The sequence below is a fragment of the Streptomyces sp. NPDC016851 genome (genome assembly GCF_055562795.1).
This window is the reverse complement of record NZ_JBVHEP010000022.1, coordinates 11,406-30,726: the sequence shown is the minus strand read 5'-3', so window position 1 is coordinate 30,726 and position 19,321 is coordinate 11,406. Positions and strand designations below refer to the sequence as shown.

General features: G+C 70.6%; 16 protein-coding genes. 9 read left to right on the top strand and 7 right to left on the bottom strand.

The window, feature by feature from the left end; all coding sequences use genetic code 11:
- Positions 1–94: 94 nt before the first annotated feature.
- Complete coding sequence (locus ACZ3I3_RS30005; RefSeq protein ID WP_467370201.1) at positions 95–1,612, bottom strand: glutamate-cysteine ligase family protein; 1,518 nt, start codon at positions 1,610–1,612, stop codon at positions 95–97.
- A 554-nt stretch (positions 1,613–2,166) separates the two neighbouring features.
- Between ACZ3I3_RS30005 and ACZ3I3_RS30000 the strand changes: the two genes are divergently transcribed.
- The 3 genes from ACZ3I3_RS30000 to ACZ3I3_RS29990 all read left to right on the top strand — a co-directional run bounded on the left by ACZ3I3_RS30000 (position 2,167) and on the right by ACZ3I3_RS29990 (position 4,590).
- Positions 2,167–2,751, top strand: coding sequence for a hypothetical protein (locus ACZ3I3_RS30000; protein ID WP_467370199.1), 585 nt, complete (start codon positions 2,167–2,169; stop codon positions 2,749–2,751).
- Between the two features lie 397 nt (positions 2,752–3,148).
- Complete coding sequence (locus tag ACZ3I3_RS29995) at positions 3,149–3,355, top strand: DUF5999 family protein (RefSeq protein WP_467370198.1); 207 nt, start codon at positions 3,149–3,151, stop codon at positions 3,353–3,355.
- A 200-nt stretch (positions 3,356–3,555) separates the two neighbouring features.
- Positions 3,556–4,590 (top strand): LacI family DNA-binding transcriptional regulator, encoded by a 1,035-nt coding sequence (locus ACZ3I3_RS29990; protein WP_467370196.1) that lies wholly within the window; start codon positions 3,556–3,558, stop codon positions 4,588–4,590.
- 441 nt (positions 4,591–5,031) lie between these two features.
- Here ACZ3I3_RS29990 and ACZ3I3_RS29985 read toward each other — a convergent pair whose 3' ends face one another.
- The 4 genes from ACZ3I3_RS29985 to ACZ3I3_RS29970 form a co-directional block, all read right to left on the bottom strand.
- The gene (locus ACZ3I3_RS29985) at positions 5,032–6,096 is read right to left on the bottom strand and encodes an endo-1,4-beta-xylanase (protein ID WP_467370195.1); all 1,065 of its coding nucleotides are present in this window, start codon (positions 6,094–6,096) and stop codon (positions 5,032–5,034) included.
- Between the two features lie 53 nt (positions 6,097–6,149).
- On the bottom strand, positions 6,150–6,914 hold the full coding sequence (locus ACZ3I3_RS29980) for a carbohydrate ABC transporter permease (protein WP_467370371.1): 765 nt from the start codon (positions 6,912–6,914) through the stop codon (positions 6,150–6,152).
- Positions 6,915–6,985: 71 nt separating this feature from the next.
- Positions 6,986–7,984, bottom strand: coding sequence for a carbohydrate ABC transporter permease (locus ACZ3I3_RS29975; protein WP_467370193.1), 999 nt, complete (start codon positions 7,982–7,984; stop codon positions 6,986–6,988).
- A 6-nt stretch (positions 7,985–7,990) separates the two neighbouring features.
- Positions 7,991–9,283: an extracellular solute-binding protein gene (locus ACZ3I3_RS29970; RefSeq protein WP_467370192.1), complete on the bottom strand. Its 1,293-nt coding sequence runs from the start codon at positions 9,281–9,283 to the stop codon at positions 7,991–7,993.
- Between the two features lie 586 nt (positions 9,284–9,869).
- On the opposite strand from ACZ3I3_RS29970, the gene ACZ3I3_RS29965 reads away from it, so the two are divergent.
- Entirely contained in the window at positions 9,870–11,849 is a 1,980-nt protein-coding gene (locus ACZ3I3_RS29965) for an APC family permease (protein ID WP_467370190.1), read from the top strand.
- A 1-nt stretch (position 11,850) separates the two neighbouring features.
- On the opposite strand, the gene ACZ3I3_RS29960 is transcribed toward ACZ3I3_RS29965, so the two are convergent.
- A complete protein-coding gene (locus ACZ3I3_RS29960; RefSeq protein ID WP_467370189.1) occupies positions 11,851–12,447 on the bottom strand; it encodes a DUF1707 SHOCT-like domain-containing protein in 597 nt (198 codons plus the stop codon).
- Between the two features lie 128 nt (positions 12,448–12,575).
- Between ACZ3I3_RS29960 and ACZ3I3_RS29955 the strand changes: the two genes are divergently transcribed.
- The 5 genes from ACZ3I3_RS29955 to ACZ3I3_RS29935 all read left to right on the top strand — a co-directional run bounded on the left by ACZ3I3_RS29955 (position 12,576) and on the right by ACZ3I3_RS29935 (position 16,366).
- Positions 12,576–12,971: a TOBE domain-containing protein gene (locus ACZ3I3_RS29955; protein ID WP_467370187.1), complete on the top strand. Its 396-nt coding sequence runs from the start codon at positions 12,576–12,578 to the stop codon at positions 12,969–12,971.
- Positions 12,972–13,163: 192 nt separating this feature from the next.
- The gene (gene modA, locus ACZ3I3_RS29950; RefSeq protein ID WP_467370186.1) at positions 13,164–13,967 is read left to right on the top strand and encodes a molybdate ABC transporter substrate-binding protein; all 804 of its coding nucleotides are present in this window, start codon (positions 13,164–13,166) and stop codon (positions 13,965–13,967) included.
- The gene (locus ACZ3I3_RS29945; RefSeq protein WP_467370184.1) at positions 13,964–14,794 is read left to right on the top strand and encodes an ABC transporter permease; all 831 of its coding nucleotides are present in this window, start codon (positions 13,964–13,966) and stop codon (positions 14,792–14,794) included. Before modA ends, ACZ3I3_RS29945 begins: the two co-directional genes overlap by 4 nt.
- Positions 14,795–14,834: 40 nt before the next feature.
- Positions 14,835–15,920 carry an ABC transporter ATP-binding protein gene (locus ACZ3I3_RS29940; RefSeq protein WP_467370183.1) on the top strand — a complete coding sequence of 362 codons (1,086 nt, stop codon included), beginning with the start codon at positions 14,835–14,837 and terminating at the stop codon, positions 15,918–15,920.
- 26 nt (positions 15,921–15,946) lie between these two features.
- Positions 15,947–16,366, top strand: a complete 420-nt coding sequence (locus ACZ3I3_RS29935) for a TOBE domain-containing protein (protein WP_467370181.1) — start codon at positions 15,947–15,949, stop codon at positions 16,364–16,366.
- 51 nt (positions 16,367–16,417) lie between these two features.
- On the opposite strand, the gene gcvP is transcribed toward ACZ3I3_RS29935, so the two are convergent.
- Positions 16,418–19,303, bottom strand: coding sequence for an aminomethyl-transferring glycine dehydrogenase (gcvP, locus tag ACZ3I3_RS29930; protein ID WP_467370180.1), 2,886 nt, complete (start codon positions 19,301–19,303; stop codon positions 16,418–16,420).
- Positions 19,304–19,321: the final 18 nt, after the last annotated feature.

Sequence of the window (19,321 nt, the reverse complement as noted above, 5' to 3'; positions counted from 1 at the left end):
GGCAGGCTCCGGCAGGCGGCACACTGTGCCCACCGGCGCTGCACCCAGCAGGTACCGGCTCCGGCGCCGGCGGCCGGATGACGCCGGCGACCCATCAGCCCAGCGGCACGGGCTCCGGCGACCCCACCGGCCAGGTGTGCACCGGTTCCCCCTTGTGCATCAGCTCCCGGTAGCGCCGGGTCGTGGCGGCCAGCGCGGCGTCCCTCGGGTGGCCCGCGTCCAGTGCCTTGTGGAAGGTCGCGGCCTGCCAGCTCGCCCCGTTCATCCGGCGCCGGCACCGCTCCTCGATCACACCCAGGTACAGATCGCGGTCCGCCGGCTCCACGCCCCACGCGTCCAGCCCGGCCTCGGCGAGCGGCAGCAGTTCGTCGCGGACCAGGCTCACCGCGTCGACCTGCCCGGTGCCGCCGTAGCGGCCGCGCCGGGGCCAGGTGAAACGGGCGTCGATGCCGTCCTTGCACGCGGCGTCGAAGTTGGCGGCGGCGGCCTCGAACGGCAGCCGGTTCCACACCGGCCGGGCCTCCTCGGCGAGGGCCCGGATGAGGCCGTAGTAGAACGCGGCGTTGGCGACGACGTCGATGACGGTGGGTCCGGCGGGCAGGACGCGGTTCTCCACGCGCAGGTGGGGGACGCCGTCGGCGATGCCGTAGACCGGGCGGTTCCAGCGGTAGATGGTGCCGTTGTGCAGGACGAGCTCGGCGAGGGACGGTGCGCCGCCCTGGTCGAGCACCTCCAGCGGGTCCTCGTCGTCGCAGATCGGCAGCAGTGCCGGGTAGTAGCGCAGGTTCTCCTCGAACAGGTCGTACGCCGAGGTGATCCAGCGCTCCCCGAACCAGGTGCGCGGCCGCACGCCCTGGGCCTGGAGTTCGGGCGGGCGGGTGTCGGTGGACTGCTGGAACAGCGGGGGCCGCGACTCGCGCCACAGCTCACGGCCGAAGAGGAACGGCGAGTTGGCGCCGACGGCGATCTGCGCGGCGGCGACGGCCTGGGCCGCGTTCCACACGTCGGCGAAGCGGGCCGGGGTGACCTGGAGGTGCAGTTGCACGGAGGTGCAGGCGGCCTCCGGCGCGATGGACTTGGACGTGCAGCGCAGGTGCTCGACGCCCGCGATGTCGAGGGTGAACTCCTCGCCGCGGGCGGCCACGATCTGGTCGTTGAGGAGGGTGTAGCGGTCGACGTCGGAGAGGTTCGACGACACCAGGTCGTCCCGGTCGAGGGTCGGCAGAATACCGATCATCACGATTCCGGCGTCGACTTCGCCGGCTTTCCGGTCGGCATATGCCAGTGACGTACGGAGTTCCTCCGCGAGACGATCGAATACCCGGCCACCCAGACGGTGTGGGGGAATGTTGACTTCCAGGTTGAACATGGCGAGTTCTGTTTGGAAATCGCGGCTCGCGATACGTTCCAGGACTTGCGCGTTCAACATTTTCGGCATGCCGTCGGTGCCCGCGAGATTCAACTCGATCTCCAGCCCCATGAGGTTCTTGGGGCGATCGAACCGCTTCTCCGCCAGGAGTCGCTCCAAGCCCGTCAGGCACCGACGGAGCTTGTCGCGGTAGCGCTGGCGATCGGACAGGTCGAACCCGCCTGCCACGACCTTCTCCCCCATCGAAGCGTCCCTCCTCGGATGATGCGGGCCGAAGATCCGGCCGCCGGGGTCCCGGTCAGGTGGAGGATGCCCAGCGGAAGCGATCGATAACGTCCCGGACGGGCCCGTCGGCCGCTACGCTGGTCATGGATGACCGGTGGCACATTCACTCGGCATGACGCAGCGGCCCGGGTTTCGGGGTTGCGCGAACTCGTGAAAAACGCCGACGAGAATAGGCCGACCGCCGCGGGAGCATTCGCCGAGGTCATCGCCGTGCAGCCCCGCGCGGAATCGGGATAATTCTCGCGTATCGCCGACCGAATGTACCCTTGTTCTACTCACCGGAAACGGCTAGACGAAACATAGTCTCAACCCGTGTCGTATAAACTCCGCGAACAAGGCAGAAGGTTGGCGCCCACGGTCGATGGGTCCTGCCGTCGAGGCGATGTTCGGCGGACCCACCCCCCTCTCGTTCTTGAGACCCCGGCCCCTGCCTGTCTGAACCCCGTGAGCTGACAGCGCCGTCCGCCCCCGCCCTCGTGCCACCGTGCCTTTGAACTGAGAGGCGACCCACCATGCCGCTGCATGTCCCCCCGGCTCCCGCGCCCGCACTCCGTTCCGTCCTGACTGCGCTCTCCTCTCCCACCGTGGTCCGCGAGGCCCGAACTCCCTCCCTGCTCCGCGCACAGGGACCCGCCACTCCCGAGCTCCCCCTGCCCGTCCACGTCCTCGACCGCGTCACGGCCGAGGGGGTGTCGGCCACCCGGCTGGCCGGGTGGCGCTTCCTGATCCGCTGCGGCGACCGTGCCGTGGCCGCGGCGGAGACCATGCTCACTCCCGACGGCTGGGCCTTCTCGCGCTTCTTCGAGGGCCCGTACATCGCCTCCACCGAGCGTGCCCTGCGCCAGGCCGAGACGATGTCGCAGCCGTACCAGCCCCGCCTGCTGTCCGTGCCCGGCCTGTACATGCTGACGCTCTGGCTGCACGAGGACTGCACCGCCGACGGTGCCGCCGGCCACCCCGCCGCCACCGACCTGCTCGTCCCGCTGGCCCCCGCACCCCCCGGCATCGCGGCCCACCGCCCGCACCGCGTCGCCGAACTGCTCCCGGTCCTGACCCACCGGGTGACTCCCACGCGGCTGCTCGGCTCACCCGCCTGAAGCACCGCGCCCGAAGCTCTCCGCGCCCCGTCGTCGAAATGCAGGCGACGGGGTCACGTTTTTTCATTCCGCCACCCTTATTCGCTCGTACGAGCACTCAATAGCTCGTACGAGCCGGAATGGATCACCTGCCCGACCGGACTAGCCCTATTCGGCCCCCACGAACCATCCGAAGTGACAGCCCAGTTGGGATGAACCGTCCGCGCGGGTGATGCGTCATGAACCTGTGAGAAGCGGTGCCGCGAAATCCCTGCGGATCGACGCCCGTGGGGCAACACTGGGTTCCGACGACTTATCACAACGGGGGGCGGCCATGAGCGATACTTCCAGCCGCGGAACAGACACGACAGCCGACTCAGCGATCCCATCCACCACGACCCAGCGAGAGATCCCACCCATGTGCCAGCACCAGACTCCGTGCCCGTCAGCCGACTCCGCCGACCGGGAATCCGCCCGTCTCGTGGCGCACCACCCGGAGCAGGGTTGGAGCCTGCTGTGCAACGGCGTGCTGCTCTTCGAGGACACCGGCGAGCTCCTGCCGGACGGCCGGGTCATCGCCCCGCACCGTCCGCTGGCCTCCAGCAAGGTCATGACGGCCGCCTGAGGCCGCCGGGCGGCGTGACCTCCCGCCCGCAGACATGAGGGGCCGGCCGCAGGAGATCCTGCGAACCGGCCCCGACGCGTGTCCGGGTGCCGTCACTCACCGTCACAGCCACGAACGGGACGGTACGCCTTCCCACGGATGCCCGTTTTCCGGAAGACTCCTGGAAGTTTCGGGGTCGCCCGTCGACGGAGGTGGGGCAAGTGGCAGCACATGAGGCCGGAGCCGGGGGAAAGGTCACGATCACGGAGATCGCCCGGCAGGCCGGCGTGTCCGTACCGACCGTGTCCCGCGTCGTCAACGGCCGGTCCGACGTGGCGCCGCAGACCCGGGCCCGCGTCGAGGACCTGCTGCTTCGGCACGGCTACCGCAAGCGTCCCGCGGCCCCGGGCACCCGGGCCGGCCTGCTCGACCTGGTCTTCAACAACCTCGACAGCCCCTGGGCCGTGGAGATCATCCGCGGGGTCGAGGAAGTCGCGCACGCGGCCGGGGTCGGCACGGTCGTGTCGGCCATCCACGGACGTTCGGGCGATGCCCGCGAGTGGATGCGCAACCTCCGGGCCCGGGCCTCGGACGGCGTCATCCTCGTCACCTCGGCCCTGGAACCGACGCTCCACGAGGAACTGCGCATCCTCGGCGTCCCGCTGGTCGTCGTCGACCCGGCGGGCTCGCCCGCCCTGGAGGCTCCCACCATCGGTGCCGCCAACTGGTCGGGCGGCATGGCGGCCACCGAGCACCTGCTCTCCCTGGGCCACCGCCGCATCGGGCTGATCGCGGGGCCGCCGCGGCTGCTGTGCTCCCGGGCCCGCCTGGACGGCTACCGCGCGGCTCTGGAAGGCGCCGGCATCGCGATGGACGAGTCCCTCGTCGTCGCCGGCGACTTCCGCCCCGAGTCCGGCTTCACCGCCTGCGAGGCCCTGCTCGGCCTGCCCGAGCCGCCGACCGCCGTGTTCGCGGCCAGCGACCAGATGGCACTCGGCGCGATCGAGGCACTGCGCCGACGCGGGATGCGGGTGCCGCAGGACATGAGCGTGGTCGGTTTCGACGACCTTCCGGAAGTCCGCTGGTCGGCTCCGCCCCTGACCACGGTCCGCCAGCCCCTGGCCGACATGGGCAAACTGGCCGTCCGCACGGTGCTCCGCCTGACCCGCGACGAACAACCGGCCTCACCGCGAGTCGAGCTGGGAACGGACCTGGTGGTGAGGGCGAGCACGGCGCCTCCGGCGGGGCGGGCCTGACAAACCTGCCCGACTGGGCGGAGGCCGACGAGGTACGTCGGGACCCATGGAAGAAGCGCTGCCGAGCTCAGAGTCGCTGCCGCAAGGCGGCAGGGCGTGGCGGCGGGGCGCCCCCGGCTGCGGGTGTCATGCGGCCAGCTCTGCCGGCCCGACACTCCCACGGCGCCCGGCCCCCTCGGCACGGCGCGTCGCCTCGACCACTGGCCGGCGCGAATCGCAGCCGCGGCACACCAGGCGTAACCCGAGGCGGCCGGGTCCTGCCGCCACGCCGTCTCCCGCCACACGCCGCCCGCCACATGCCGTCTCCCGCGCGCCGCCCGCCACCCCCCGCGCCCGCCAGCCCGCCGAAGCAACGCGCTGCGCCCGGCCGCAGGCAACTCGGCTCCCCGGCACGGTCAGGAAATGGCGCCCCGCCCCCACAGCGGGGCGCCACCCCTCCCCCTACCTCCCCCCGAGCGCCTCACGCAGTGCGAAGTACGCCGGTTTTGGGGCCAGTTGCTCGTCCCACGGCAGGGCCGCGCCCTCGCCCGGGAAGAAGGCCGGGATCCACGAGTACTTGTCCGTGTAGTCCCAGAGGGTGACACCGACGCAGCGGCGCACCGCCAGGCAGGCCTCGGTCACGTCCCGGTACCACTCGGCCTGCTGGGTCAGCTTCTCCTCGGTCGCGGGCAGCTGCATCCGTATGTCGACCTCGGTCAGCGCGGTGTCGAGGCCGAGCCGGGAGAAGCGGCGGAGATTGTCCTCCAGGGTGGTGGGATAGCCGTACTGGAGAGCGAGGTGGGCCTGGAGGCCGATGCCGTGCAGCGGGACGCCCTTGGCCTTCAGTTCCTTGGCCAGCTTGTAGTACGCGTCGCTCTTCGGGCCGATCGCTTCGATGTTGTAGTCGTTGAGGTACAGCCTGACCCGCGGATCGGCCTGGTGCGCCCAGCGCAGCGCGTCGGCGATGTAACCGGGCCCGAGGGTCTTGTAGAAGACCGACTCGCGGTACGTACCGTCCTCGTTGAACGCCTCGTTGACGACGTCCCAGGCGAAGACCTTGCCCCGGTAGTGCCGTACCTCGGCCTGGATGTGCTTCTTCAGCACGGCCCGCAGCTCCCGGGCGGTCCACTCCCGCTCCGTGAGCCACTCGGGCAGCTGGCTGTGCCAGACGAGGGTGTGGCCGCGCACCTTCTGCCGGTTGGCGCGGGCGAGGTTCACGATCTCGTCGCCCTGGGAGAAGTCGAACACGCCCTGCTGGGGCTCGGTCGCGTACCACTTCATGCCGTTGCCGGGGGTGATCTGGTCGAACTCGCTGCCGAGCAGGGCCGTGTAGGGCGCGTCACCGAGCTCGGGATTGTCCGTCGCGCTGCCGAAGTAGCGGCCGTGCCGCTGGGCGAGGTCGGCGAGGGTCGGTTCCTTGCCGTGCCGCTCGTCCGCCTGTGCCGTCGGCCCGGTGGCGAGGCCTGCGAGCATCAGCGCGGCGGCGAGGGCCCCGGCGAATCTGAGCCGTGGAGCGGTCTTGCGCATGGTGCGACTCCTCACGATCGGTGGGTGGGTGAGCCGTACGTCCGCGGCGCGTGTCAGCCCTTCGTCGCGCCGGCGGTGAGGCCGCCGACGAGCTGACGCTCGGCGACCGAGTAGAAGGCGAGGGCGGGGACCATGGCCAGCACGAGATAGGCGAAGACCTTGGCGTACTCCGCGGAGTACTGCCCCTGGAACTGCTGCACGCCGATCGGCAGGGTCCACCACTGCGAGTCGGTGAACACCAGCAGCGGCAGGAAGAAGTTGTTCCAGCTGGTGACGACGGCGAGCACGGACACGGTGCCGAGCGCGGGCCGCGCCATGGGCAGCAGCACCCGCCAGAAGAAGCCGAACGAGCTGCATCCGTCGAGCGTCGCCGCCTCCTCCAGCTCCCCGGGGATCTGCCGGAAGAAGCCGCGCAGGATGATGATGGTCATCGGCAGTCCGAAGGCCGCCTGCGGGAGGATCACGCCGAGCGGGTTGTCCAGCAGGTCCAGGGAGCGCAGCAGCAGGAACAGCGGCAGGGCCGCCACCGCGAAGGGGAACATCAGCCCCATCGTGAACAGCGTGAACAGCATCTCCCGGCCGCGGAAGGCGAACCGCGCGAAGGAGAAGGCCGACAGCGCGGAGACCGCGACGACCAGGACGGTCGTGCCCACCGCGATCAGCGTGCTGTTTCCGATCAGCCGCCAGAAGTCCCCCGAGCCCAGAATCTGGGTGTAGTTGGAGGTCACCCACGACTCGGGCAGACCGACCGGGTTGCGGGAGAGCTCGTCGGTGGTCTTGAAGCCGGACAGCGCGGCGTAGAGCAGCGGGACGGCCATGACCGCGCCGACGAGGACCAGGATCAGGTGCAGAGGAAACGTTCTGCCCCTGCGGGATGTCCGACTGTGCGTCACTTTCCGTCTCCCCGCATGGTGGTCGTGGCCCCTTCCAGGTCGCGCCGGAGCACGAACCGCTGGTAGGCGAGGGCGAAGACGAGACTGATGCCGAACATGACCACGCTGATCGCGCTGGCGTAGCCGACCTGGTAGCGCTTGAACCCGTATTGGAACATGGTCACGGCCATGGTCTCGGAGTGGTGGTCGGGTCCGCCCGCGGTGGTCACCCAGACCAGGTCGAAGAGCTGGATGGCTCCGATGACCGACAGGAAGACGCTGATGCGCAGGGTGGGTGCGAGCAGCGGCAGCGTCACGTTGCGGAAGCGCTGCCAGGGGCCGGCCCCGTCGATGAGCGCCGCCTCGGTCAGCTCCCTGGGGACGGCCTGCAGCCCGGCCAGGTACAGCATCATGTGGAAGCCGAAGTACTTCCAGGTCATGACCAGGAACAGGGTCGCCATGACGGTGGACGGATCGGCGAACCACTCCCCGCCCAGCCCGTCCAGGCCGACCTTGCCGAGGACCTGGTCGGCGAAGCCGTCGTCCGGGGCGAAGATCATGCCGAAGAGAATTCCGGTGATGGCCTCGGACAGGACGTACGGGGCGAAGAACAGCATCCGGTACACCGCCCGGCCGCGCATCCGCTGGTTGAGCAGGACGGCCATGGCGAGCGCGAACGGCAGCTGGACGACGAGCGACAGCACGAGCAGGACCAGGCAGCGCCACAGGTCGCCCAGGAAGACGTCGTCCTGGAAGAGCCGGGTGAAGTTCTCTCCGCCGATGTAGTCGGTGGGCATGCCGAAGCCGCCCCAGCGGAAGAACGCGGCGTACAGCGCGAACAGCATCGGCAGCAGGACGAGCCCCAGGAACAGCACCAGGGCGGGCAGTTGGAAGCCGGCCGCGGTCAGCCAGTTCAGCGTCCGCCGCCGGGCCCGGCTCCGGGCCCGGTCCTTGGCCGGGGGTGGCGGGCCGGCGTCGCGGCCGGTCCGTTTGTCCGGCAGGTACGTGGAGGTCATCGCCGGTTACTGCTCTTCCTTCGTGGTCTTCGTGATCGACTGGGCGACCTGCTCCGGCGACCGGGAACCGGCGATGAGCGCGGCGACGCTGTCGTTGACCTCCTGGCCGACGGCGGGCGCGTACGCCTGGTCGAGGTAGAGCTGGAAGCCGGTGGCCTTCTTCAACTGCTCCTGTACGGCCTTGATGTTGGGGTCGACGATGGCTTTCTCGGCCGCCGGGACCACGGGCAGGGTGCCGGTCTTCTTGACCAGTTCCAGATCGGTGGCCTCGGACGCGAAGAACTTCAGGAAGTCGACGGCCGCCTGCGGGGCGCCCCGGCGCAGGGCGTGTCCGCCGCCTCCGCCGAACACCTCGGTGAGGGACCCCTTGCCGCCCTCGACCGCGGGGAACGGGAAGAAGCCGAGGTCCTTGCCGAGGCCCTTGCCCGCGTCGGCCTGCACCACCGGCGCCCACTGGCCCATGAGTTCCATGGCCGCCTTGCCGTTGCCGACGGCGGCGGCCTGGCCGGTGGGGCTGTTGTAGGCGGCGCCGAGGAAGCCCTTCTGGAACGGCTGGAGGCCGACGAGTTCCTCGAGGTGCTCGCCCGCCTCGACGAAGGGGGCGCCGGTGAAGTCCTTGTCGGCGTAGGCCTTCTCCAGCGCCTCGGCGCCGGCGGTGCGCATCGCCAGGTAGGCCCAGTAGTACATGCCGGGCCACTTCTCCTTGCCGGCCAGCGCCAGGGGCGTGACACCGGCGGACTTCAGCTTGCGCACGGCGTCGAGGAAACCGCTCCAGGTGGTCGGGGGCGCACTGATGCCGGCCTTCGCGAAGAGCGCCTTGTTGTACCAGAAGCCGATCATGCCGATGTCGAACGGGATGCCGTAGACCTTGTCGTCGATCAGGTACGGCTCCTTGGCGACCGGGAGCAGGGCGTCGCCCCAGGGCTTGGTGCGGTCCGTGAGGTCCTCGACGAGTCCGGCGTCGACCTGCTGCTTGAGCACGCCGCCGCCCCAGGTGTGGAAGATGTCGGGGAGCTCCCCGGAGGAGGTGAGGGCCGTCATCTTCGACTTGAAGGCCTCGTTCTCCATCTGGACGATCTTTATCTTGACCTTGGGGTTCTGCGCCTCGAACTTCCGGGCGAGGGCGGCCCAGACGGTCTTGGCCGGCTCGGTGGTGGAGATGTTCCACCACTCGATCGTGGTCGTCCCCGACGACCCTCCGTCCGAGTCCCCGCCGCATGCGCTCAGTGTCGTCATTCCGAGACCGGCCGCGGCGGAGGCCGCCAGGAAGCCGCGGCGGGACAGTGCCGGGTCGCCCATCATGCGCTCCTTGGGTACGGGACGGCGCTCCCGCGTCCGTCCACTGGATCGAAAGTTTCGGAAGAGATCCAGAAAAGATTCGTTGATGCCGCACCCTAGAGACAGGCGTCAAACGCTGGCAACCCCTTGTGCACGGTCAATCTCCCGTCGGCGCACGGACCTTGACCGGCAACAGCCTCCCCAGCGCCGCCAGCCCCTTCGATGAGAGTCGGCGAAGGGTGCGAATGTTTCGGCTGGCCTGGCGAACGTTACGAAGGTGCACTGTAGAGTTCACCGCCTCCGGCGACAAGAAGGCCGGAGTCCCACGACCCGCGCGGTCGCGACCACGGAGCGTGTTCAAGCTCCGGCGGGCGCTCGCCCCTCGCCCGCAGGCGTGCTGCGGGGCTCGACCGGCAGCCCCGTGGGCCCTCAGCACGCGTTTTGACGCCCCACGCCTCCCCGCGACCGCCCCCGCCGCCAGTCTTAACGGAAGCTTGACGCGCTCAGTGACCTCATCCACAGGCCAGCGCATCACGCTCCGCTTACGCTGATCGGGCCGTCCAGTGATGGCCGGAACCACGCTGAACCGCACATCGGGAGCACGTCGATGGCCACCACTGAGCACTCGCCCCTCAGCCGTACGGACCCCGCTCCCTCCGGTCGCCTGCGCGCCTGGATGCTGGAGGGCCTGTCCGACATGGGCAAGGGCGGCGGCCACACCGGACCCCATGCCGCACCGGAGCCCCCGCACAAGGGCCGGCCCTGGTGGCGGGTGATGTGCCTGACCGGCGTCGACTACTTCTCCACGCTCGGCTACCAGCCGGGCATCGCGGCGCTCGCCGCCGGACTGCTGTCGCCGGTCGCGACGATCGTGCTGGTGATCGTCACCCTGGCGGGCGCCCTGCCGGTCTACCGCCGGGTGGCAGAGGAGAGCCCGCACGGCGAGGGCTCGATCGCGATGCTGGAGCGGCTGCTCTCCTTCTGGCAGGGCAAGTTGTTCGTGCTGACCCTGCTGGGCTTCGCCGCCACCGACTTCCTGATCACCATCACGCTGTCGGCCGCCGACGCCTCCACCCACCTCGTGGAGAACCCGCATCTGACCGGCGTCCTGCACGACAGGCAGCTGCTGATCACGCTCGTCCTGGTGGCGCTGCTCGGCGCGGTGTTCCTCAAGGGCTTCCTGGAGGCGATCGGCGTCGCGGTCGCCCTGGTGGGCGCCTACCTCGCGCTCAACGTGGTCGTGGTCGCCGTCGGCCTCTACCACGTGGTCACAGCGGGCCATGTGGTCACCGACTGGGCCGGCGCCCTCACCACCCAGCACGGCAATGTGTTCGTCATGATCGGCTTGGCCCTGCTCGTCTTCCCGAAGCTGGCGCTCGGCCTCTCCGGTTTCGAGACCGGCGTGGCCGTGATGCCGCACGTCAAGGGCGACCCGGACGACACGGAGGCACGGCCGGCCGGCCGCATCCGCGACACGAAGAAGCTGCTCACCACGGCCGCCCTCGTCATGAGCGGCTTCCTGATCACCACCAGCTTCATCACCACCCTCCTCATCCCCGAGAAGGAGTTCCAGCCGGGCGGCCAGGCCAACGGCCGCGCGCTGGCCTATCTGGCGCACGACTACCTGGGCAACACCTTCGGCACCGTCTACGACGCCTCGACGATCGCCATCCTGTGGTTCGCCGGCGCCTCCGCGATGGCAGGCCTGCTCAATCTGATGCCGCGCTACCTCCCCCGCTACGGGATGGCCCCGCACTGGGCCCGTGCCGTCCGCCCCATGGTCATCGTCTTCACGCTGATCGCCTTCCTCGTCACCTGGATCTTCGACGCGGACGTCAACGCGCAGGGCGGCGCCTACGCCACCGGTGTGCTGGTCCTGATCAGCTCCGCCGCGATCGCGGTGACCATCGCCGCACGCAAGGCCCGGCAGCGGAACTGGACCATCGCCTTCGCGGTCATCTCCGCGGTGTTCCTCTACACGACCGTCGCCAACGTCATCGAGCGCCCGGACGGTGTGAAGATCGGCGCCTGCTTCATCGCCGGCATCATCCTGGTCTCCCTGCTCTCCCGGCTGGCCCGGTCGTTCGAGCTCCGCGTGACCAGCGTGACGCTGGACGACATGGCGGAACGCTTCGTCCGCGACATGGCCAGCCGCCGGATGCGGTTCATCGCCAACGAGCCGGACCGGCGTGACATCGCGGAGTACCGCGACAAGATCGAGCAGATCCGGCACGACAACGACGTACCCGGACAGGAGGATTTCGTCTTCGTCGAGGTGACGGTCACCGACCCGTCCGAGTTCGAGGCGGGCCTGACCGTACGCGGCGAGGTGCTCCACGGCCGCTACCGCGTTCTGACCCTGGAGTCCTCCTCCGTCCCCAACGCCCTGGCCGCGCTCCTGCTGTACGTCCGCGACATGACCGGCCGCACCCCGCACATCTACTTCGAGTGGACCGAAGGGGGCCCCTTCGCCAACCTCCTGCGCTTCTTCCTGTTCGGCCAGGGCGAGGTCGCGCCGGTGACCCGCGAGGTCCTGCGCGAGGCGGAACCGGAGCGCAAGCGACGGCCGAAGGTGCACGTGGGCTGAGTCAGCCCTTGGTTCTGCGCCGGCCGAAGCCCCTGCGGGGCGGACGCACCACGATCTGCCCGTAGTCGATCTCGCCGGTGATGCGCACGCGCAGCACGACCGGGGCGTCTGCCGCCCCACGCGCCTTGATCTGGGAGTAGTTCGTCACCAGCGCGCCGGTGTCCACCACGACCCCCGGCCGGGTCAACAGCTTCAGGGCGCCGGCCCGCATGTCCAGGTCGATGTCCAGGGTGTCCTGGGTGATCACCGCGTCGGTGAAGTCGAGCGTCACCTCGCCCCACGCCGACCGGATCTCCAGCCGCCGCGGCACCACCCAGCCGTCACCGCGCCGGGTCGAGGACCCCTCCTGCTCGATCCGGACGACCTCCTGCGCCTCGACACCCCTCCCGCCCGTCTCTTCGGGCAGATCCGCGGTCAGCACGGCGAGCTCGCCCACCGTACGGGCGGACAGCGCGGCCTCCAGCCGCTCGTCGAGCTCCTCCAAGGTCAGCCGGCCGTCCCCCGCGGCGACGCGCAGCACGTCCACCACCCGGTCCCGGTCCGCATGCGAGGCCCTCACCTCGGGTGGTCCACCGGTACGCGAGAGGTCCCCCGCCATCACATCACCCCGATCTCCCCGGGCACGGCACGAGGCCCGCCCACTCGACGACTAACGCTATATCGCGTTATACCCAACGGCCAACCCCGCATCCCCCGTTCCCGCCACGCGCCCCTATCGTGACCGGCATGCAGTCCTACACGATCGGCCAGGCAGCACGACTGCTCGGCGTGAGCCCGGACACCGCCCGGCGCTGGGCGGACGCGGGCCGCATCACCACCCACCGCGACGAGGCCGGGCGGCGACTCGTCGACGGGCGGGACCTGGCCGCGTTCTCCGTCGAACTCGCCAGGTCCGACGCCGCCGAGGAGGACGCCCCGTACACCTCGGCCCGCAACGCCTTCCCCGGCATCGTCACCGCGATCAAGCTCGGTGACGTCGCCGCCCAGGTGGAGATCCAGGCCGGCCCGCACCGCCTCGTCTCCCTGCTCACCCGCGAGGCCGTCGAGGAACTGGGCCTGGAGGTCGGCATGGAGGCGACGGCCCGCGTGAAATCGACAAACGTCCATATCGACCGGGTCTGAGGCCGCCTGAGGCCGTCCGAGGCCGTCCGAGGCCGTCTGGGACCGTAGAAACGCACATACGCACCCAGCAGCCCACTCCCCCTGGCTCATGCGAACCCACAGCGCACTTTCCGCTCGCAGATGCGTCAGTATGATCGGCGTATCGAGGAGCCTGCGGGCTCTTGCGCCGCACACCGAGGGAGTGGCCCCCTGATGACCCGTTCCGCGCACCGGACACGCCGGATCCTCCAGGTCGCCGGTGCGTCCGCAGCCGCGCTGCTGACTCTGAACGCCTGCTCCTCCGCCACGGGCTCGGACAAGGGCTCCTCCTCCGCGAAACCCTCCGGCACGGTCACCGTGTTCGCCGCCGCTTCCCTGGAGGAGAGCTTCGAGGCCCTGGGCAGGAAGTTCGAGAAGCAGCACCCGGGCACGAAGGTCACCTTCAACTTCGGCGGCAGCGACACCCTCGCCGCGAGCATCACCGGCGGCGCCCCGGCCGATGTCTTCGCCGCCGCCAGCACCAAGACCATGGCGACCGTGACCGCCAAACAGGACGCGACGGGCACGCCGGTCACCTTCGTCCGCAACCAGTTGGAGATCGCCACGCCGCCGGGCAACCCCGACCGGATCTCCTCCCTGAAGGACCTCACCGAGCCCGGCCTCAAGGTCGTCCTGTGCGACAAGACCGTGCCGTGCGGTGCCGCCGCCCAGAAGGCACTGGACACCGGCGGCCTGAAGCTGACCCCCGTCTCGTACGAACAGGACGTCAAGAGCGCCCTGACGAAGGTCGAGCTGAAGGAGGCCGACGCGGCCGTCGTCTACCGGACCGACGTGCGGGCGGCGGGTGACAAGGTGGACGGCGTGGACTTCCCCGAGTCGGCCGAGGCCGTCAACGACTATCCGATCGCCCTGCTCAAGAACGCGCCCAACCCCAAGGCCGCGAAGGCGTTCGTCGCCCTGGTGCGGTCCCCCGAGGGCCAGAAGGTGCTGTCCGGGGCCGGGTTCCTCAAGCCGTGACCGACACGCTGGAAAGCCGACCCCGCCGCGATCGCCACCGCGGCCGGACCCGCTCGGTGCCGGTGCCCCTGCTGGTGCCCGCCCTGATCGGCCTGGCGTTCCTGCTCCTGCCTCTGATCGCCCTGCTCGTACGGGCGCCGTGGCGCAGCCTCCCCGAGCAGCTGACGAGCGCCGAGGTGTGGGAGGCACTCCGGCTGTCGCTCGTCTGCGCCACGGCGGCGACGGGCCTGAGCCTGGTCGTCGGCGTGCCCCTGGCCTGGCTGCTGGCCCGTGCACGGTTCCCCGGCCGGGGGTTCGTACGGGCTCTGGTGACGCTGCCGTTGGTGCTGCCGCCGGTGGTGGGCGGTGTGGCCCTGCTGCTCGCCTTCGGGCGCAACGGCGTCATGGGGCAGTGGCTCGACTCCTGGTTCGGGATCACCCTGCCCTTCACCACGACGGGTGTCGTCCTCGCCGAGACGTTCGTGGCGATGCCGTTCCTCGTCATCAGCGTGGAAGGCACCCTGCGGGCCGCCGACCCGCGCTACGAGGAGGCGGCCACCACCCTGGGCGCCTCCCGCTTCACCGCGTTCCGCCGGGTCACCCTGCCGCTGATCGCGCCGGGCATCGCGGCCGGTGCCGTACTGGCCTGGGCCCGGGCCCTGGGCGAGTTCGGCGCGACGATCACCTTCGCGGGCAACTTCCCGGGCCGCACCCAGACCATGCCGCTGGCGGTGTACCTGGCCCTGCAGAACGACCCGGCGGCGGCGATCGCCCTCAGCCTGGTCCTGCTGGCGGTGTCCATCGCGGTCCTGGCGGCCCTGCGCGACCGCTGGATGACGGCGTCGTGATGTCCCGGACCGGCCCTTCGACACCCTGGACGTGGCTCTCATGACCGAGACGACCGGCCGCGACGGCACGGCACCCGCCCTCCTCTCGGAAGGCCTCGACGCCCATCTCGTCGTCGACCGCGGCCCCTTCCGCCTGGACGTCGCACTCACCGCCGCCCCCGGGGACGTCGTCGCCCTGCTCGGCCCGAACGGCGCCGGCAAGACCACGGCCCTGCGCGCCCTCGCAGGGCTCACCCCTCTCACATCGGGTCATCTACTGCTGGACGGCATCCCGCTGGACGCCACGCCACCCGAGTCCCGCCCGGTCGGTGTCGTCTTCCAGGACTACTTGCTCTTCCCTCATCTGACCGCCCTGGACAACGTCGCCTTCGGTCCGCGCTGCCGGGGTGCGAGCAAGGCCGAGGCCCGTGCCCAGGCCGCCGAGTGGCTGGACCGGATGGGTCTGGCCGACCACGCCGGTGCCAAGCCCCGCCGTCTGTCGGGAGGCCAGGCGCAGCGCGTGGCCGTGGCCCGGGCCCTGGCCACCCGGCCCCGGCTGCTGCTGCTGGACGAGCCCCTCGCCGCGCTCGACGCCCGTACCCGTCTTGAGGTGCGCGCCCAACTGCGGCGCCACCTCGCCGAGTTCGAGGCCGTGGCCGTCCTGGTCACGCACGACCCGCTGGACGCCATGGTGCTGGCCGACCGTCTGGTCGTCGTCGAGGACGGCCACGTCGTCCAGGAGGGCACGCCCTCGCATATCGCCCGCCACCCCCGCACGGACTACATCGCCCGGCTCGTCGGCCTCAACCTCTACCGGGGAAGGGCCGAGGGCCACACCGTCCGGCTCGACGCGGGCCCGGCCATCACGACCACGGAAGAGCTCTCCGGCCCGGCCTTCGTGGCGTTCCCGCCCGGCGCCGTGACGCTGTACCGCGACCGCCCCACGGGCTCCAGCGCCCGCAACCTCTGGCACTGCGAGGTCGCCGGACTGGAGACGCACGGCGACCAGATCCGCGCGGACCTCACCGGCGAACTCCCCCTGACCGCCGACCTCACCACGGTCGCCGCGGCCGAACTCGACCTGCGTCCCGGCGCCCCGGTCTGGGCGACGGTCAAAGCGACGCAGACTCACGCATACCCGGCATAGGGAACTCGCCGGGCTACCGTGCCCCCATGAGCCTGAGCATCCGCAACCAGCTTCCCGGCACCGTCATCGCTGTCACGCCCGGCGGGGCCATGGCGACGGTCAGGGTCCGCCTCACCGGCGGCCAGGCCCTCACCGCGGCGATCACCCGCGAGGCGGCCGACGACCTCGGCCTTGCGCCGGGCGCCGCCGTGCGGGCCCTGGTGAAGTCGACGGAGGTCTCGCTGGCCACCGCCCCCGTCGAGGGCCTGTCCATCCGCAACCGGCTCCCCGGCACGGTCACGGACATCGCGACCGGCGACGCCATGGCGTCCGTGCGGGTCACCGTCGACGGCGGTGAACTGACCGCCGTGATCACCAGGGACGCCGCGGACGACCTCGCCCTCTCGGCCGGAACCCCCGTCATCGCCCTGATCAAGTCGACCGAGGTGTCCCTCGCCGCCGAATGACGGGAGGGGCCCCGCACCGCGGAGCCCCTCCCGTCCGACCTGTCCGGTCGGTCAGTCCTCGTACGCGTCCAGCGGCGGGCAGGAGCAGACCAGGTTCCGGTCGCCGAAGGCCTGGTCGATGCGGCGCACCGGCGGCCAGTACTTGTCGGCGACCGAGACCCCGGCCGGGAAGACGGCCTCCTCACGGCTGTAGGCGTGCTCCCACTCCCCGGCGAGCGTCCCGGCGGTGTGCGGGGCGCCCCGCAGCGGGTTGTCGTCCGCGGGCCACGCACCGGAGCCGACGTTCTCGATCTCCGCGCGGATGGCGATCATGGCCTCGCAGAACCGGTCCAGCTCGATCAGGTCCTCCGACTCGGTCGGCTCGATCATCAACGTCCCCGCCACCGGGAACGACATCGTCGGCGCGTGGAAGCCGTAGTCGATCAGCCGCTTGGCGACGTCGTCGACGCTCACCCCGGTCGCCTTGGTCAGCGGCCGCAGGTCGATGATGCACTCGTGTGCGACGAGCCCGCCGGGGCCGGTGTAGAGCACCGGGTAGTGCGGCTCCAGGCGCTTGGCGATGTAGTTGGCACTGAGCACCGCCACCTGCGTGGCCCGCTTCAGCCCCTCGCCTCCCATGAGCCGGACGTAGGCCCAGGAGATCGGCAGGATGCCGGCGGAACCCCACGGCGCCGCGGAGATGGGGCCGACACCCGTCTCCGGGCCCGCCTCGGGCTGGAGCGGGTGGTTCGGCAGGTACGGCGCGAGGTGCTCACGCACCGCCACCGGACCGACGCCCGGGCCGCCACCGCCGTGCGGGATGCAGAAGGTCTTGTGCAGGTTCAGGTGCGAGACGTCACCGCCGAAGTGCCCCGGCTTGGCGAGCCCCACGAGCGCGTTGAGGTTGGCCCCGTCGACGTAGACCTGCCCGCCCGCCTCGTGCACCTGCGCGCAGATCTCGGAGACGTGCTCTTCGAACACACCGTGCGTGGACGGGTACGTGATCATCAGCACCGACAGCTCGTCGCGGTACTGCTCGATCTTGGCCCGCAGGTCCTCGACGTCGATCTCGCCGTCGTCGGCGGTCTTCACGACGACGACCTTCATGCCCGCCATCACGGCGCTCGCGGCGTTGGTCCCGTGCGCGGACGACGGGATCAGGCACACGGTGCGCTGCTCGTCCCCGTTGGCCCGGTGGTACCCGCGGACGGCGAGCAGACCGGCCAGCTCGCCCTGCGACCCGGCGTTGGGCTGGAGGGAGACCTTGTCGTACCCGGTGACCTCGGCGAGACGGTCCTCCAGTTCACGGATGAGCTTGAGGTACCCCCCGGCCTGCTCGGCGGGCGCGAAGGGGTGCAGCTGCCCGAACTCGGGCCAGGTGACCGGCTCCATCTCCGTGGTCGCGTTGAGCTTCATGGTGCAGGAGCCCAGCGGGATCATGCCCCGGTCGAGCGCGTAGTCGCGGTCGGCCAGCCGGCGCAGGTAGCGCAGCATCGCCGTCTCGGAGCGGTGCTGGTGGAAGACGGGGTGCGTCAGGTACTCGTCGGTCCGCAGCAGACCGTCCGGAAGCCCGTCTTCCGTGGTCGCGTCCAGCGCCTCGATGACCCCCTCGACCCCGAAGGCGGCCCACACGGCACGCAGCTGGGCCCGCGTGGTCGTCTCGTCGCAGGCGATCGAGACGTGGTCGGCGTCGACGAGACGGAGGTTGACCCCGTTCTCCCGCGCGGCGGCCACGACCTCGGCGGCCCGGTCGGCGACGCGTGCGGTCACGGTGTCGAAGTAGGAGCCGTGCACGACCTCGACCCCGCCGTTCGCGAGCCCGGCGGCGAGAACCGTGGCGTACCGGTGGGTGCGCCGCGCGATGCCCTTCAGGCCCTCCGGGCCGTGGTAGACGGCGTACATGCCCGCCATGACGGCGAGCAGCACCTGGGCGGTGCAGATGTTGCTGGTGGCCTTCTCGCGGCGGATGTGCTGTTCACGCGTCTGGAGCGCCAGTCGGTAGGCCTTGTTCCCGTCGGCGTCCACGGACACGCCGACGAGCCGCCCGGGCAGGCTGCGCGCCATCTTGTCCTTGACCGCCATGTAGCCGGCGTGCGGACCGCCGAAGCCCATCGGCACACCGAAGCGCTGCGTCGTCCCGACGGCGATGTCCGCGCCGAGCTCACCGGGCGACTTCAGCAGCGTCAGCGCGAGCAGATCGGCGGCGACGGTGACGAGCGCCCCGAGTTGGTGCGCCTGGTCGATGACCGGCTTGATGTCGCGCACGGCTCCGGAGGCGCCCGGGTACTGGATCAGCACGCCGTTGATCTCGCGCTCGGCGATCTCGGCGGGGATGCCCTCGCCGAGGTCGGCGACGACGACCTCGACGCCGGTCGGCTCGGCCCGGGTCTGGATCACGGCGATGGTCTGCGGCAGCGCGTCCGCGTCGACCAGGAACAGACCCTTCTTGTTCTTGCCGAGCCGCCGCGACAGCGCCATGGCCTCGGCGGCCGCGGTGCCCTCGTCGAGCAGCGAGGCACCGGAGGTGGGCAGTCCGGTGAGGTCGGCGACCATGGTCTGGAAGTTGAGCAGCGCCTCGAGCCGTCCCTGCGAGATCTCCGGCTGGTACGGCGTGTAGGCCGTGTACCAGGCCGGGTTCTCCATGACGTTGCGCATGATGACCGGCGGCGTGAACGTGCCGTAGTACCCGAGTCCGATCATGGAGCCGAGGACGTGGTTGCGGTCGGCGAGGGAGCGCAGCTCGGCGATCACCTCGGCCTCGCTGCGGGCGCCCGGCAGGTCCAGCGCCTCGGCGCTCTTGATCACGGCCGGGACCGCGGCGGCCGTGAGCTCGTCCAGCGAGCCGTAGCCGACCTGCGCGAGCATCTTGGCGCGGGCCTCGTGGTCGGGGCCGATGTGACGCTGCTCGAAGGGAACTGCCTCTTCGAGTTCGGAGAGCGGGATGCGATGGGCGGTCATTTGCGGAGGCCTCCTGGT